Source organism: Variovorax sp. CF079, assembly GCF_900101545.1.
GTDB lineage: Bacteria > Pseudomonadota > Gammaproteobacteria > Burkholderiales > Burkholderiaceae_C > Variovorax.
The window spans coordinates 238798-254221 of record NZ_FMZU01000004.1 but is presented as its reverse complement, the minus strand read 5'-3'; the positions used below and the strand labels follow the sequence as shown (position 1 = coordinate 254221).

At 66.4% G+C, this 15424-nt stretch carries 13 protein-coding genes; 8 read left to right on the top strand and 5 right to left on the bottom strand.

All coding sequences use genetic code 11. The features are described 5' to 3' along the window. The first annotated feature begins 79 nt into the window (after positions 1-79). The 8 genes from ccsA to BLS74_RS07125 all read left to right on the top strand — a co-directional run bounded on the left by ccsA (position 80) and on the right by BLS74_RS07125 (position 10261). Positions 80-889, top strand: coding sequence for a cytochrome C assembly family protein (gene ccsA / locus BLS74_RS07160; protein WP_093104067.1), 810 nt, complete (start codon positions 80-82; stop codon positions 887-889). Beyond that, positions 886-1122, top strand: coding sequence for a PP0621 family protein (locus BLS74_RS07155; protein ID WP_093104065.1), 237 nt, complete (start codon positions 886-888; stop codon positions 1120-1122). Before ccsA ends, BLS74_RS07155 begins: the two co-directional genes overlap by 4 nt. A 12-nt stretch (positions 1123-1134) precedes the next feature. After that, positions 1135-2826 carry a two-component system sensor histidine kinase NtrB gene (locus BLS74_RS07150; protein ID WP_093104064.1) on the top strand — a complete coding sequence of 564 codons (1692 nt, stop codon included), beginning with the start codon at positions 1135-1137 and terminating at the stop codon, positions 2824-2826. Positions 2827-2830: 4 nt separating this feature from the next. Further along, positions 2831-4351, top strand: coding sequence for a sigma-54-dependent transcriptional regulator (locus BLS74_RS07145; protein WP_093104062.1), 1521 nt, complete (start codon positions 2831-2833; stop codon positions 4349-4351). Further along, positions 4338-4934 (top strand): 1,6-anhydro-N-acetylmuramyl-L-alanine amidase AmpD, encoded by a 597-nt coding sequence (gene ampD / locus BLS74_RS07140; RefSeq protein ID WP_093104180.1) that lies wholly within the window; start codon positions 4338-4340, stop codon positions 4932-4934. The genes BLS74_RS07145 and ampD overlap by 14 nt, the downstream gene beginning before the upstream one ends. 349 nt (positions 4935-5283) lie before the next feature. Further along, positions 5284-8211, top strand: a complete 2928-nt coding sequence (locus BLS74_RS07135; protein ID WP_093104061.1) for a ribonucleoside-diphosphate reductase subunit alpha — start codon at positions 5284-5286, stop codon at positions 8209-8211. 150 nt (positions 8212-8361) lie between these two features. Then, entirely contained in the window at positions 8362-9588 is a 1227-nt protein-coding gene (locus tag BLS74_RS07130) for a ribonucleotide-diphosphate reductase subunit beta (RefSeq protein ID WP_093104059.1), read from the top strand. Positions 9589-9781: 193 nt separating this feature from the next. Then, the gene (locus BLS74_RS07125; protein ID WP_093104058.1) at positions 9782-10261 is read left to right on the top strand and encodes a histone H1-like DNA-binding protein; all 480 of its coding nucleotides are present in this window, start codon (positions 9782-9784) and stop codon (positions 10259-10261) included. Positions 10262-10364: 103 nt separating this feature from the next. Here the strand turns inward: BLS74_RS07125 and BLS74_RS07120 are convergent, their stop codons facing one another. Genes BLS74_RS07120 through accB form a run of 5 tightly spaced genes read right to left on the bottom strand, consistent with a single transcriptional unit; the run spans position 10365 to position 15384 of the window. Next, positions 10365-11267 carry a carbohydrate kinase family protein gene (locus BLS74_RS07120; RefSeq protein ID WP_093104056.1) on the bottom strand — a complete coding sequence of 301 codons (903 nt, stop codon included), beginning with the start codon at positions 11265-11267 and terminating at the stop codon, positions 10365-10367. A 43-nt stretch (positions 11268-11310) separates the two neighbouring features. Then, entirely contained in the window at positions 11311-12621 is a 1311-nt protein-coding gene (locus tag BLS74_RS07115) for a zinc-ribbon and DUF3426 domain-containing protein (RefSeq protein ID WP_093104055.1), read from the bottom strand. A gap of 42 nt (positions 12622-12663) precedes the next feature. Continuing rightward, positions 12664-13548 (bottom strand): 50S ribosomal protein L11 methyltransferase, encoded by an 885-nt coding sequence (gene prmA / locus BLS74_RS07110; protein ID WP_093104053.1) that lies wholly within the window; start codon positions 13546-13548, stop codon positions 12664-12666. A 16-nt stretch (positions 13549-13564) separates the two neighbouring features. Continuing rightward, on the bottom strand, positions 13565-14914 hold the full coding sequence (gene accC, locus BLS74_RS07105) for an acetyl-CoA carboxylase biotin carboxylase subunit (RefSeq protein WP_093104052.1): 1350 nt from the start codon (positions 14912-14914) through the stop codon (positions 13565-13567). A 2-nt stretch (positions 14915-14916) separates the two neighbouring features. Beyond that, on the bottom strand, positions 14917-15384 hold the full coding sequence (accB, locus tag BLS74_RS07100; RefSeq protein ID WP_093104050.1) for an acetyl-CoA carboxylase biotin carboxyl carrier protein: 468 nt from the start codon (positions 15382-15384) through the stop codon (positions 14917-14919). Positions 15385-15424: the final 40 nt, after the last annotated feature.

The window sequence follows — 15424 nt, the reverse complement described above, 5'->3', positions numbered from 1 at the left end:
GTGCTTCCCGCTCGGCGGGACCGGTATATAGACGGGAGCGAGAGGCGCCTCGCCAAGGCGAGACGCTAAACTCCGACCGATGATTTTAGCGATCCCCTCCCCACTCGGCGTGGCGCTGGGCATCGCCACCGCCGCCGCCTATGGCACGACCGCCGCTGCCTCTTCGTGGCTGGGCCGCCCCTCCATGCAATGGCTGCTCGGGCTGGCCTGGATGCTGCACGCCTGCGCACTGGGCGTCGGGCTGGTCGGCGGCGATCCGCGCTTCGGCTTCGCGCCGGCGCTGTCGGTCACGGCCTGGCTGGTGCTGACGGTCTACGCGATCGAAAGCCGCATGTACCCGCAGCTCAAGGTGCGGCGCGTGCTTGCGGCGCTGGGCGCCGCGGCGGTGCTGCTCGCCGTGCTGTTCCCCGGCACGCCGCTGCATGTGTCGGCCTCGCCCTGGCTGCCGCTGCACCTGGCGCTCGGCATCGCCTCGTACGGCCTGTTCGCCGCGGCGGTGGTGCATGCCTGGCTCATGACCCGTGCCGAAAAGCAGATCCGGCTCGCGGCCGAGCCGCAGGGCGGTGTGCCGCTGCTGACGATGGAGCGCCTCACCTTCCGCTTCGTCACCGCCGGCTTCGTGCTGCTGTCGGCCACGCTGCTCGCCGGCCTGCTGTTCAGCGAGACGCTGTACGGCGCCAGTGCGCGGGCCTGGAAATGGGACCACAAGACCGTGTTCTCGGTGCTGGCCTGGCTCAGTTTCGCGGTGCTGCTGATCGGGCGCGCTCGCTTCGGCTGGCGCGGCCGCACGGCCCGGCGCGTGCTCTACGCGGGCTCCGCCCTGCTGCTCCTGGCCTACGTCGGATCGCGCTTCGTGCTCGAAGTGGTGCTGGCGCGCGCGACACCATGAAATACCTTCTCGTCCTCGCCGTGGTCTTCGTGGCGATCTGGCTCTGGCGCAAGAATCGGCGCGACGAGATGCGCTCGCGCCCGCCGCCGCCCGCCACGCCGGCCGTCGGGGCGCCGCAGGCCATGGTGCGCTGCGCCCATTGCGGGCTGCATCTGCCGGCAGCGGATGCCATCAGCGGACCCGACGGCGCGGTGTATTGCAGCGCTGCGCACCGCCAGGCGGCTGCGCACTGAGGCGCATTGCCGATGAGCACTTTCCTCTGGTCGCGTGGCGAGCCGGCGACGGACTGGAGCCTGCTCGATCAGTTCGGCCGCGAAAGCTCGGCGCTGCTGCGCCTGTGGCGCGGCTTCATGACCGCGCGCTGCTTCGTCGCCGTCGTGCTGCTGCTGTTGCAGGCGGTGACCTTCGCGCTCGGGCAGCCGCTGGAGCCGGCGGCGATCGCGCTGTCCGTCGGCTACCTGGGGGCGGCCTTGCTGGCGGCACGCTATGCGCTCTTCCAGCTGCCGGTGCGCGGCTTCGGCGCCGCCTGGCTTTCGACCATCGGCATCGACCTGATCACCTTCACCACGCTGCAACTGCTGCAGATCGGCAGCATCAACTACACGCCGCTCTTTGCCTTGCCGGTGCTGATGGGCGCGGTGCTGGGCTCGGGCATGGTGGGCCTGGGCACCACCGCGGCCGTCACGCTGCTGCTGCTGGTGCATGCGGGCTGGTACTGGCTGCAGCAGCCGGGCGACGCATCGCCGCGTTTCGTGCAGGCGGCGCTGACCGGCACCGGCCTGTTCGTGGTGGCGCTGCTCGCGCACGAGCTGGCGCGGCGGCTCACGCGCGAAGAAGCGCTGGCGCAGCGCAATCGAAGCACCGCCCAGATGCACGCGCTGGTGAACGACCTCGTGATCGAGACCCTCAGCGAAGGCGTGCTCGTGATCGACGAACGAGGGCAGGTGCATGCCGCCAACCCCGCCGCCAACGCGATTCTCGGGCAGGGGCTGGCAGAACTCGCACTGCCCTTCGCGCTGAGCACCTATCCGGCCTGGGCCGCCCTGGCCGCGATTGCGCGCCAGACCTTCGCGCGGCGCACGCCGCAATCGAAGGAAATTCCGGTCGCGCAGGCGCAGGGCGCGCCGCGCGAAGTGCGGGTCCGCACGCGGCTCACGCCGGGCACCGACCGCCACACCGAGAGCCTGTGCGTGATGTTCCTGCAGGACCTGCGCGAGCTCCAGGCGCGCATCCGCACCGAGAAGCTGGCGGCCATGGGCCGCATGTCGGCGGCCGTCGCGCACGAGATCCGCAACCCGCTGGCCGCCATCACCCAGGCCAGCGCGCTGCTGGGCGAGGACCTGGTCGACCCGGCGCACCGCCAATTGACGACGATGGTGCAGCAGAACGCACAGCGGCTCTCGCGCATCGTCGACGAAGTGCTCGATGTCGCGCGGGCCCGCCAGCAGCGGGTGCTGCCGCTGGGCGAACAGCTGGCCCTCGATTCGACCGTGCGCACGCTCGCCGAGGAGTGGGTGCGGCACTCGCAGCGCCAGGGCGTGCTGCTGGTTCTCGAAGCGGCCGGCAGCGTGGTGCGCTTCGACATCGAACATCTGCGGCGTATCCTCGTGAACCTGCTCGACAACGCCGCGCGCTATGCCGGCGATCGCGAAGGCTCGATCCAGGTGACGACGCGCCAGAACGCGGCCGGCCGCGCCAGCCTGCAGGTGTGGAGCGACGGCGCACCGCTCGAACCTGCGGTGCAGCGCCATCTGTTCGAACCCTTCTTCTCCTCCGAAAGCCGCTCCAGCGGCCTCGGCCTCTTCCTCTGCCGCGAGCTGTGCGAGCGGCACGGCGCGACGATCGGCTACGAGCGCCGCGCCCTTTACGCCGCGGGGCCGGAAGGCAACGAATTCTTCGTCTCCTTCGCTGCGGGCGAGACCCGGCTGACACAATAGCGCCGTGAGCACCCCCACCTCCTCAGCACCTCGCCCCCCTGCCCAGATCCTGGTCGTCGACGACGAGCCCGACCTGCGCACGCTCTATGAACTCACGCTGCTGCGCGAGGGCTACCGGGTCGAGGCGGCCGGCAGCGTGTCGGAAGCCCGCGAGCACCTGGACGCGGGCCGCTTCGATGCCGTGATCACCGACATGCGCCTGCCCGACGGGCTCGGCATGGAGATCCTGCAGCGCATCCAGCAGGACCAGCGCAGCGAGCGCTGCGTGGTGATGACGGCCTACGGCTCGGCCGAGAACGCGGTCGAGGCCCTCAAGGCCGGCGCCTTCGACTACCTCACCAAGCCGGTGGACCTCAAGCAGTTCCGCGCCGTCGTCGCCTCTGCCGTGCAGGCCCAGGCGGCGCCTGCACGGCCCATGCGCCAGGCCGACGAGGGCAGCAGCAAGGTCGCGGCGACGACCAGCAACGTCGGCTTGGCTGCGCTCGAACGGCTGGTTGGCGCTTCCGAGCCGATGCGCCTCGTCAAGACCCGCATCGCCAAGGTGGCGCGCGGCATGGCGCCGGTGCTGGTGCGCGGCGAGTCCGGCACCGGCAAGGAACTGGTGGCACGCGCGGTGCATGCCTGCAGCCAGCGCAGCGACGGCCCTTTCGTCGCCGTCAACTGCGGCGCGATTCCCGAGAATCTGCTCGAGGCCGAATTCTTCGGTGCGAGAAAAGGCTCCTACACCGGCTCCTCGCAGGACCGCGACGGCTACTTCCAGGCCGCCCGCGGCGGCACGCTGTTCCTGGACGAGATCGGCGACCTGCCGCTTCCGATGCAATCCAAGTTGCTGCGCGCGATCCAGGAGCGCAGCGTGCGCCCCATCGGTTCGACCCAGGAAGACGCGGTCGACGTGCGCATCGTGAGCGCGACCCACAAGGATCTGCAGGCCGAGGTGCAAGCCGGCCGCTTCCGCCAGGACCTGTTCTATCGCCTCAACGTGATCGAGATCGCGGTGCCGGCCTTGCGCGAGCGGCGCGAAGACCTGCCCGCACTCTGCGAGGCCCTGCTCGCACGCATCGCGCGCGATGCCGGCATGCCGGTGCCCGTTCTTTCGCCCGAGGTGCTGCAGCGCCTCGCGGAGCATCCGCTGCACGGCAACGTGCGTGAGCTCGAAAACCTTTTGCATCGCGCCGTGGCCTTGAGCGATGGCGACGTGCTCCATCTCGATTTCGTGGGCAGCGCCAGCATGGCACTGCCTGTGGCCCCGGCGCCGGCAACTCCGGAACAGCAGCCCGCAGCCAGCACGACAGCAGCGCCCTCCGAAGCAAAGCCGGCACCCGCGGTACCGAGCGACCTGCAGAGTTATCTCGACCAGCAGGAGCGCGAGATCCTCGTGCGTGCGCTGCAGGAGAGCGGCTTCAACCGGACCGCTGCCGCGGCGCGGCTCGGCCTGAGCCTCAGGCAGATTCGCTACCGGATCGCGCGCCTGGGCATCGCGACCCCCAGCGGCGACGAGGCGAATGGCAACGGTGCCGACGACTGAAGACAACGCAGGCCTCTGGCAGGCCGGCTGGTACCGCTTCGCCCGGCAACTGCGCTCGCCGAATTTCGGGCCGCGCCCCGAGGGCGCGCAGATCGATCTGATCGTGCTGCATTCGATCAGCCTGCCGCCGGGACGCTATGGCGGCGACGAGGTCCAGCAGCTTTTCACGAACCAGCTGGACTGGGATGCGCATCCCTACTTCCAGACCATCCGCGGCATCGAGGTCTCGGCCCATTTCTATGTGCGCCGCAGCGGCGAGCTGTGGCAGTTCGTGAGTTGCGACGACCGCGCCTGGCATGCCGGTCCTTCATCGTGGCGCGGCCGCGCCAACTGCAACGACGACTCGATCGGCATCGAGCTCGAAGGCCTGGAGGGCGAAGGCTTCGAGCCCGCCCAGTACGAGACCCTCGCGAGCCTTTGCCCGGCGCTCGCGCAGCGCCATGCGATCGCGTTCATCGCGGGCCATGAACATATTGCGCCGGGGCGCAAGGCGGACCCAGGCAGCGGCTTCGACTGGCGCCTGCTGCAGGAGCAACTGGGCTGGGACCGCGCGATGTTCCCCGACGTCGTCGCGGTGCGCTGAAATTTTTCAATCGCGATGCATCCCGCGATGCGCAGCGGATGCAGCGCAACAACGCCGATCGCGCAACCCCGGCGGCGCAGCAACCATGCGCCTTTCAGGCCCAAAAACGCCTGCAAGGCCCATGGACAGCGGCAGGCGCTAAGGTGGGTCAGCAACGGCGCGGCATAGCTCTTCATCTGAGAGCTCTTCGCTGTGAACTTGTTCCTTGAACCATTGGGAAAACACTACATCTAGTGGGTTGTGGACCCGCGAGACCCTAGATATAGTGTGCCCTGCCCCGTGCTTCATGCCGAGCAACCGGCCACAAGCGGCACCACCGCCCCAACAAGAATTGCCAACAGAGGAACGAATGCAAACTGCCCTGAACACCCCCGCCACACCTCGCGCCGTACCCTCGACGCCGCAAAAAAACGATGTTGCAGGCTCGCCCGCCGGCAACGCGCTCGCCCACTACCAGATCATTCGCCGCAACGGCGCGGTCGTGCCCTTCGAGCCCAACAAGATCGCGATCGCGATGATGAAGGCCTTCCTCGCGGTGCACGGCACCCAGGGCGCGGCTTCCGCCAGCGTGCGCGAGACGGTCGACAACCTGACCCAGGGCGTGGTCCGCGCTATGGTGCGCTCGCGTCCGGGCGGCGGCACCTTCCACATCGAAGACGTGCAGGACCAGGTCGAACTCGGCCTGATGCGCGGCGGCCACCACGAGATCGCGCGCGCCTACGTGCTGTACCGCGAGCGCCGCTCGCAGGAACGCTCGAAGTCGGGCGAACAGGACGCGCAGATCGCCGTTTCGACGCTGCACGTGCTCGACCGCGGCGAGCGCGTCGCGCTCGACCTCAACGAACTCAAGGGCCTGATCGAATCCGCCTGCGAAGGCCTGGGCGACAGCATCACGGCCGGCCCGATCGTGGCCGAAACGATGCGCAACCTCTACGACGGCGTGCCGCTCGACGAGGTCTACAAGGCGTCGATCCTGGCGGCTCGCACGCTGATCGAGAAGGACCCCGACTACACCTTCGCCACCGCGCGCCTGCTGCTGCACACGATCTTCAAGGAGATCATCGGCCGCGAGGTGATGCCGGCCGAACGTGCCCAGGCCTACGCCGACTACTTCCCGCAGTTCGTCAAGAAGGGCGTCGACAACGAGCTGCTCGACGAGAAGCTGCTGCAGTACGACCTGAACCGCCTCGGCGCCGCGCTCAAGCCCCAGCGCGACCTGCAGTTCGACTACCTCGGCCTGCAGACCCTCTACGACCGCTACTTCCTGCACGTGCGCAAGACCCGCATCGAACTGCCGCAGGCTTTCTTCATGCGCGTGGCGATGGGGCTGGCCCTCAACGAAATCGACCGCGAAGCCCGCGCGATCGAGTTCTACGAAGTGCTGTCCTCCTTCGACTTCATGTCGAGCACGCCCACCCTGTTCAACAGCGGCACGCTGCGCTCGCAGCTCTCGAGCTGCTACCTGACCACGGTGCCCGACGACCTCGACGGCATCTACGAGTCGATCAAGGAAAACGCCCTGCTGTCCAAGTTCGCGGGCGGCCTGGGCAACGACTGGACCCGTGTGCGCGCGCTCGGCAGCCACATCAAGGGCACCAACGGCGAGTCGCAGGGCGTGGTGCCCTTCCTCAAGGTGGTGAACGACACCGCGGTGGCGGTCAACCAGGGCGGCAAGCGCAAGGGCGCGGTCTGCACCTACCTGGAAAGCTGGCACCTCGACATCGAGGAGTTCCTCGAACTGCGCAAGAACACCGGCGACGACCGCCGCCGCACGCACGACATGAACACGGCGAACTGGATTCCCGACCTGTTCATGCGCCGCGTGATGGAAAAGGGCAGCTGGACGCTGTTCTCGCCCTCCAACGTGCCCGACCTGCACGACAAGTTCGGCACCGACTTCGAGACCGCATACGTCGCCTACGAAGAGAAGGCCGCGCGCGGCGAGATCAAGCCGAGCCGCACGGTCCAGGCCACCGATCTCTGGCGCAAGATGCTCACGATGCTGTTCGAGACCGGGCATCCGTGGATCACCTTCAAGGATGCCTGCAACGTGCGCTCGCCCCAGCAGCATGCCGGCGTGGTCCATTCGTCCAACCTGTGCACCGAGATCACGCTCAACACCAGCGACACCGAAACCGCGGTCTGCAACCTCGGCTCGGTCAACCTGCTGCAGCATCTGAAGGACGGCAAGGTCGACCAGGAAAAGCTCCAACGCACGATCTCGACCGCGATGCGCATGCTCGACAACGTGATCGACATCAACTACTACGCGGTCAAGAAGGCGCGCGACTCCAACCTGCGCCATCGCCCGGTCGGCCTCGGCGTGATGGGTTTCCAGGACGCGCTGTACGAGCTGCGCATTCCCTACGCCTCGCAGGAAGCGGTGCAGTTCGCCGACGAGTCGATGGAAGCGATCTGCTACCACGCCTACTGGGCCTCGACCGAACTGGCGCGCGAGCGCGGCAAGTATTCGAGCTACAAGGGCTCGCTGTGGGACAAGGGAGTGCTTCCGCCGGACACGCTCGACCTGCTGGAGAAGGCGCGCGGCGGCTACGTCGACGTCGACCGCTCGTCCACGCTCGACTGGAATGCGCTGCGCCAGAAGATCAAGGCCGACGGCATGCGCAACTCGAACTGCGTCGCCATCGCGCCGACGGCGACCATCTCGAACATCATCGGCGTCGACGCCTCGATCGAGCCCTGCTTCGGCAACCTGTCGGTCAAGTCGAACCTCTCCGGCGAGTTCACCGTCATCAACCACTACCTGGTGCGAGACCTCAAGCGCCTGGGCTTGTGGGACGACGTGATGGTGATGGACCTCAAGCACTTCGACGGCTCGCTGCGCCCGATCGACCGCGTACCGCAGGACGTCAAGGCGCTCTATGCCACCGCGTTCGAGGTCGAAACCACCTGGCTGGTGGAAGCCGCCGCGCGTCGCCAGAAGTGGATCGACCAGGCGCAGTCGCTCAACATCTACATGGCCGGCGCGTCGGGCAAGAAGCTCGACGACACCTACAAGCTCGCGTGGCTGCGCGGCCTGAAGACCACTTACTACCTGCGCACGCAGAGCGCGACGCACGCCGAGAAATCGACGGTGCAATCGGGCCGGCTCAACGCGGTGTCCTCGGGAAGCAATGGCAGTGGCGACGCATCTTCGTCGGGCATGAGCGCGCTCGAAGCGGCTGCGCTCGCAGCGCAAGCGCAGCTGAGTGCGATGCCGGCGACCGACATCGCGTTCTGCGGCGTCGACGATCCGACGTGCGAAGCGTGCCAGTGATGTCAGCGTGAAGTTGCCGTGATTCGCGGCATCGCCTGACAAATGGCGATGCATGCGAACAACATAACGGCAACATAATTGGAGCGCGATGTGAAGCAGCACTTTGCAACTCACATCGTTGCTCACATAATTTGAGCATTGGATTTTTCTATGTTGACCTGGGACGAAGAAGTCAAGCCCTCCTTGCCAAAGGATCTGCAACAAGGATTGCGGCACTCATCAAACAACGACGCGACCGTCGGTCGCTCGTCGGAGTTCCCGACTTCGCAAATTGCGCCTATCGCCCCGACCTTCCGCACACTCGATGATGGCGCCGCACTGCGGCCTGCTCCGGCTTCCATGCCGCAAGCGCAGGCCACGCGCCGCGTGAAGGCCGCCGACAAGCGCATCATCAACGGCCAGACCGACGTCAACCAGTTGGTTCCGTTCAAGTACAAGTGGGCCTGGGAGAAGTACCTCGCCACCTGCGCCAATCACTGGATGCCGCAGGAAGTGAACATGACGCGCGACATCGCGCTCTGGAAAGACCCGAACGGCCTGACCGAAGACGAGCGCCGCATCGTCAAGCGCAACCTCGGCTTCTTCGTGACCGCCGATTCGCTGGCCGCCAACAACATCGTGCTGGGCACCTACCGCCACATCACGGCCCCCGAGTGCCGCCAGTTCCTGCTGCGCCAGGCCTTCGAGGAAGCGATCCACACGCACGCCTACCAGTACATCGTCGAGTCGCTCGGCCTGGATGAGAGCGAGATCTTCAACGCCTACAACGAGGTGCCGTCGATCCGCGAGAAGGACCAGTTCCTGATCCCCTTCATCGAAGCCATCAGCGACCCGCACTTCCACACCGGCACGCACGAGAACGACCAGACCCTGCTCAAGTCGCTGATCGTCTTCGCCTGCCTGATGGAGGGGCTGTTCTTCTACGTCGGCTTCACCCAGATCCTCGCGCTGGGCCGCCAGAACAAGATGACCGGCGCCGCGGAGCAGTACCAGTACATCCTGCGCGACGAGTCGATGCACTGCAACTTCGGCATCGACCTGATCAACCAGCTGAAACTCGAGAACCCACACCTCTGGACCGCAGAGTTCAAGGCCGAGATCAAGGCCCTCTTCCTGAAGGCCGTCGAGCTCGAGTACCGATACGCCGAAGACACCATGCCTCGCGGCGTGCTCGGCATGAATGCCTCCATGTTCAAGGGCTACCTGCGCTACATCGCCAACCGGCGCGCGCAGCAGATCGGCCTGGAAACGCTCTTCCCGAACGAGGAAAACCCGTTCCCCTGGATGAGCGAAATGATTGACCTGAAGAAGGAGCGCAACTTCTTCGAAACCCGCGTGATCGAGTATCAGTCGGGTGGTGCGCTCTCCTGGGATTGAATCGTTCCGACAAATAAAGTGAGTTCAAGAATTGCTTTCGCCGGCTACACGCACCGAAGAGTGCGGCGGTGAAAAGCTCAGGTGTTCATGGTGCTGGGGCTTGCTCCAACGCCATGAATCGCTTCACGCTACCAACATGCGTGGAGTGCTTCAAAAGGTTGATTTTTTCAACTTGATCAAGGAGAAAATAGAAATGGCAACTGCAAAGAAAGCGCCGGCCAAGAAAGCCGCTGCAAAGAAGGCTCCGGCTAAGAAGGTCGCCGCCAAGAAGGCACCGGCCAAGAAGGTCGTAGCGAAGAAGGCTCCTGCGAAGAAGGTAGCAGCCAAGAAGGCACCGGCGAAGAAGGCCGCTGCGAAGAAGGCTCCTGCCAAGAAGGTAGCAGCGAAGAAGGCGCCGGCGAAGAAGGCCGCCGCGAAGAAGGCTCCTGCGAAGAAGGCAGCAGCGAAGAAGGCGCCGGCGAAGAAGGCCGCCGCGAAAAAGGCGCCTGCCAAGAAAGCGCCTGCGAAAAAGGCTGCAGCCAAGAAGCCTGCTGCCAAGAAAGCAGCGAAAAAGCCTGCTGCCAAGAAGGCCGCGAAAGCGCCCGCCAAGGCAGCCGTAGCGCCTGCTCCTGCAGCGCAAACGACGCTGAACCCCCAGGCAGCCTGGCCGTTTCCGACGGCCAGCAAGCCCTGAGTCGTTCAACGGCCTTGAAGGCACAAAGCCCGGCACCGCAAGGTGCTGGGCTTTTTTATGGTTGGCCCGGCACCGAAGACAGGTGCTGGGCTTTTTTATGGGCTCAGAGGCCGAGCGCCTTCCGATCCACCTGGTAATTCTGCGGCCCGCGTTGCGCGATCTTGAGCGCGCCGATGCGGTTGCCCAACGCAGCGCAACGCGCGAGCGGCCAGCCCTGCTCCAGCCCGAACAGCAGCGCGCCGCGCCATGCATCACCGCAACCCGTCGGCTCGACCACGGCCGTCGGCTTCACGCCGGGCACGTGCTCGCGCTCGCCTTCGGTCCACACTTCGCAGCCTTCGGCGGCCAGCGTCACGACCAGTCCGCGCACACGCTTCGAGATCTCAGCAAGGCTCCAGCCCGTGCGCTGCGAGAGCATCTTTCCCTCGTAGTCGTTGACCACCACCCAGCTGGCCAAGTCGACGAAATGCGCGAGTTCCTTGCCGTCGAACATCGGCAGGCCCTGGCCGGGATCGAACACGAAAGGGATGTCCGCAGCCTTGAGCTGCTCGGCATGCTGCAGCATCGCCTCGCGGCCGTCGGGCGCGATGATGCCGAGCCGGATGTCCTCGCGCGCCGCGATGCGCGTGATGTGCGCCTGCTGCATCGCGCCCGGGTGGAAGGCCGTGATCTGGTTGTTGTCGCGGTCGTTCATGATCATGGCCTGCGCGGTGAAGCTGTCGTCCACCTGCCGCACGAACTCGGTGCTGATGCCCAGCGTTCGCAGCCGCTCCAGGTAATCGACGCCGTCGCTGCCGACCGTCGCCATCGGCAGTGCGGTGCCACCTAGCGCGTTGAGACTGTAGGCGATGTTGCCCGCACAACCGCCGAAGTCGCGCCTGAGGCCGGGCACGAGAAAGGACACGTTGAGGATGTGCAACTGGTCCGGAAGGATCTGATCGGCGAACCGTCCCTCGAAAGTCATGATGGTGTCGAACGCGAGGGAACCGCAAATCACTGCTGCCATGGATGAACCGTTGGTTGATTGAAAAAAGAAAAGAGCGCGCGACTCAAGGATAGAAGGCCAGCACCCGGTAGCCTGCGATCGGCGCCAGTGCCGCGGCCTCGGGCCCGGTCAGCGCCAGCGGCAACGACGCCGCGCGCTCGGCACGGGCCGGCAGGACGGGCGGCGCGCCGAACTCGGCCGGCATGAGCACGCGCCGGATCACGGCACGCTCCTGCATGTCGAGCAAGGACAACTCGACCGCGGGCATCGCGAGCGGCACGGTGGCGGCATTGCGCAAGGTGAAGCTGAGGCGGTAGGCATCGCCGCTTTTCTCGCGCGCGAAGGAGGCGCCATCGATCGTGATGTCGCCGATCTGGCGCAGCGCCGAGAGCTCGCAGCCCGTCAGGCTGCACAGCGCCGCGAGCGCGGGACGCAGCCCCGGCTGGCGAGCGGCGATGAGGTCGCGCTCCTGATGCAATACCTGCATGAGCAGAAGAAGCGCAGCCAGCACGGCCACGACGATCAGGGAGCGCCGCACCGCTGGCCGCTGCCAGAATGCCGATCCCTCGGCGGCGGCGCCCAAAAACCGAGGGCTGCGCCGAGCGAGCTCGATAGCAGGCTCAGGCTCGCTGGCGGCCAGCACCACGGGCGCCGATTCGCGCGCCGCCCGCTCTTCTCCGCGCGCCTTCGCCCTGGCGATCTTGGCGGACTTGGCACGCGCACGGCGCAGCGCCTTCTGCAGTTGCGCGTTGCCGGTGTCTTCTTCAGCCGCCGGCGGAGGTGGCGGCGACGGCCGTGGCGGTGGCGGCTCGCGGCCGATGGGCGGGGCGGCCGGCAGGTTCAGATCGATGTTCGGGAATGGCGGAAGCGAGGGATAGGGCGGAATCACTTGCGCTTCGGCTGCACGCATCGGCTGCGAGCGCTGGGGCCAGGGCTCGTCCGCAACGACGCCGACAGCGAACGACAGCGGATCGGATGGCGCCGAGATCTTGGACGCAGGCGGCGGCGGCGGCGGCACGGCGACGGGCGGCTCGGCGACCGGTGGTTCGATCTCTTGTTCGTCGTCGAGGAAGTCCGCCTCCTCGAGGTTCCGCACGGGTTCCTCGTCTGCGGGCCACTCTGCCACTTCGTCCAGCTCAGTTTCGATCGGCGGATCGGCGTCGGGCGGCACGCTGCTGGTGCCTTCGTCGGGCGCCGACGTCGGTGCGACTGCCGCGGGTCCAGGCGCCGAATCGGGCGCTTCACGCAGATCGACGGTCGCGTCGAACACCTCGCTGCACCGGCCGCAGCGCACCCACCCGTCGGAGATGCGAAGCTGGTCCCTCACCACCTTGAAAGTGGTGGCGCAGGCGGGGCAGCGAGTGACCAGGCTCATGAGGCGCCGATTGTAGGGTCGACCTCCAGCGTCGAGGACGATCTAGAGGGCCGCGGTCATCAGAATCCAGCCGTCCTCGCTGTCGCTCACTTCCAGCGCTGCATAGGGCGCATAGGCGAGCTTCAGTTCGTCGGCCTGGCGCTCGAGGATGCCCGCCAGCACCAGCGAACCGCCCGCTGCGACGTGCTCGCACAGCAAAGGCGCAAGCACCTTCAGCGGCGTGGCGAGGATGTTGGCGAGCACGATGTCGTAGCGGCCAGTTGCCAAGTCGGACAGGCCGGCCTTCAGTTGCACCTCGTTCGCCTCAGCGTTGAGCCGCGTCGAATCCACGGCGGCTTCGTCGATGTCGACGGCGTCGATGTCGGTCGCGCCGAACTTGGCCGCGCCGATCGCCAGGATGCCGGAGCCGCAACCGTAGTCGAGCACGCGCTTCCCACGGAGCTCCCCGCGCGTTGCGATCCAGCGCAGGCACATGCGCGTGGTCGGGTGCGTGCCGGTGCCGAAGGCAAGACCCGGGTCCAGCCGGATGACCTGCTGCGCTTGCGCCGGCGGTTCGTGCCAGGTGGGCACGATCCAGAACTCGGGGGTGATTTCGACCGGTGCGAACTGGGACTGTGTCAGCCGCACCCAGTCCTGCTCGGGCACCTCGGTCAATCCAAGCACCTCGCAATCCACAAAGAAGTCCTGCGCGGCCAGCACCGCAGCAGCCTCCCGCGCCTGCGCCTCGGCGGCAAACAAGGCGATCACCCGGGAGCGCTGCCAGCCTCCCTTGGGCGGCGGCATGCCCGGCTCGCCGAACAGGGCCTGCTCGGCATCGGTCTGGGCATCCGCGTCCTCGACCGAAACGCTCAGCGCGTCGAGCGCCTCGAGCGCATCGCTGACGGTTTCGACGCGATCTTCCGGCGCGAGCAGGCGGAGTTCGAACACGGTGCCGCGGTCCCGCTCAGCGCTTGTGGGCCGCGAGCCACTCTTCGAGGTAGTGGATGTTGGTGCCGCCGCTCATGAACTTGGCGTCGACCATCAACTCGCGGTGCAGCGGGATGTTGGTCTGGATACCCTCGATCACCGTTTCGCTCAACGCCGTGCGCATGCGCGCCAAGGCCTGGTCGCGGGTATCGCCGTGCACGATGATCTTGCCGACCATCGAGTCGTAGTTCGGCGGCACGAAGTAGTTGGTGTAGACGTGCGAATCCACGCGCACCCCCGGCCCGCCCGGCGGATGCCACATCGTGATGCGGCCCGGCGAGGGCGTGAACTTGTAGGCGTCTTCGGCATTGATGCGGCACTCGATCGAGTGGCCGCGCATCTCGATCTGGCGCTGCGTGAACGGCAGCTTCTCGCCGGCGGCGACCATGATCTGCGTCTTCACGATGTCGATGCCGGTCGTGAATTCGGTGACCGGGTGCTCCACCTGCACGCGCGTGTTCATCTCGATGAAGTAGAACTCGCCGTTTTCGTAGAGAAACTCGAAGGTTCCGGCGCCGCGGTAGCCGATCTTCTTGCAGGCGGCCGCGCAGCGCTCGCCTATCTTCTCGATCAACTTGCGCGGGATGCCCGGTGCGGGCGATTCCTCGATCACCTTCTGGTGGCGCCGCTGCATCGAGCAGTCGCGCTCGCCCAGGTAGACCGCGTTCTTGTGCTTGTCGGCGAGGATCTGGATCTCGATGTGGCGCGGGTTCTGGAGAAACTTCTCCATGTAGACCGATGGATTGTTGAAGGCCGCGCCGGCCTCCGCCTTGGTCATCTGGATCGCATTGACCAGCGCCGCCTCGGTGTGCACCACGCGCATGCCGCGCCCGCCGCCGCCGCCCGCCGCCTTGATGATGACCGGATAGCCGATCGCCCGGGCGATGCGCTTGTTGGTGGAGGCATCGTCGGACAGTTCGCCCTCCGAGCCGGGCACACAGGGGACGCCAGCCTTGATCATGGCCTGCTTGGCCGACACCTTGTCGCCCATGATGCGGATCGATTCGGGCGTGGGGCCGATGAATTGAAAACCGCTCTGCTCCACGCGTTCGGCGAAGTTGGCGTTCTCGCTCAGAAAGCCGTAACCCGGGTGGATCGCCTCGGAGTCCGTCACTTCGGCCGCCGAGATGATCGCCGGCATGTTCAGATAGCTTTGCGAGGAAGGGGCCGGGCCGATGCATACCGCTTCCTCGGCCAGCTTCACGTATTTGGCATCGCGATCGGCCTCGGAATAGACCATCACGGCCTTGATACCCAACTCGCTGCAGGCGCGCTGGATGCGCAGCGCGATTTCGCCGCGGTTGGCGACCAGTATCTTCTTGAACATGGTCACTCGATGATGAACAGCGGCTGGCCGTATTCGACCGCCTGACCGTTTTCGCCGAGGATCTGTGTGATGGTGCCGGCCTTGTCGGCCTCGATCTCGTTGAGGATCTTCATCGCCTCGATGATGCAGACCGTGTCGCCTTCCTTGACCTGGCTGCCGATCTCGACGAATGCGGGTGCACCGGGGCTGGAGGAGCGGTAGAAGGTGCCGACCATCGGCGACTTGATGGCATGGCCGACGGGCGCCGCCTCTGCGGCCGGCGCCGCCGCGACTGGCGCGGCGATGGCACCGGCCGGTGCTGCAGCGCCGATGGCCGGAGCCGGCGCGGCGACGGTTTGAATGTATTGAACCGGTGCGGCGACGCCGCCCTTGACGATGCGGACCTTGCCTTCGGTTTCAGTAATTTCCAGTTCGGAAATATTCGATTCGGACACCAGATCGATCAGTGTCTTGAGCTTGCGCAGATCCATGGGACTCCAGCGCCGGCTTTGCCGGCTATTAGGATTTAAC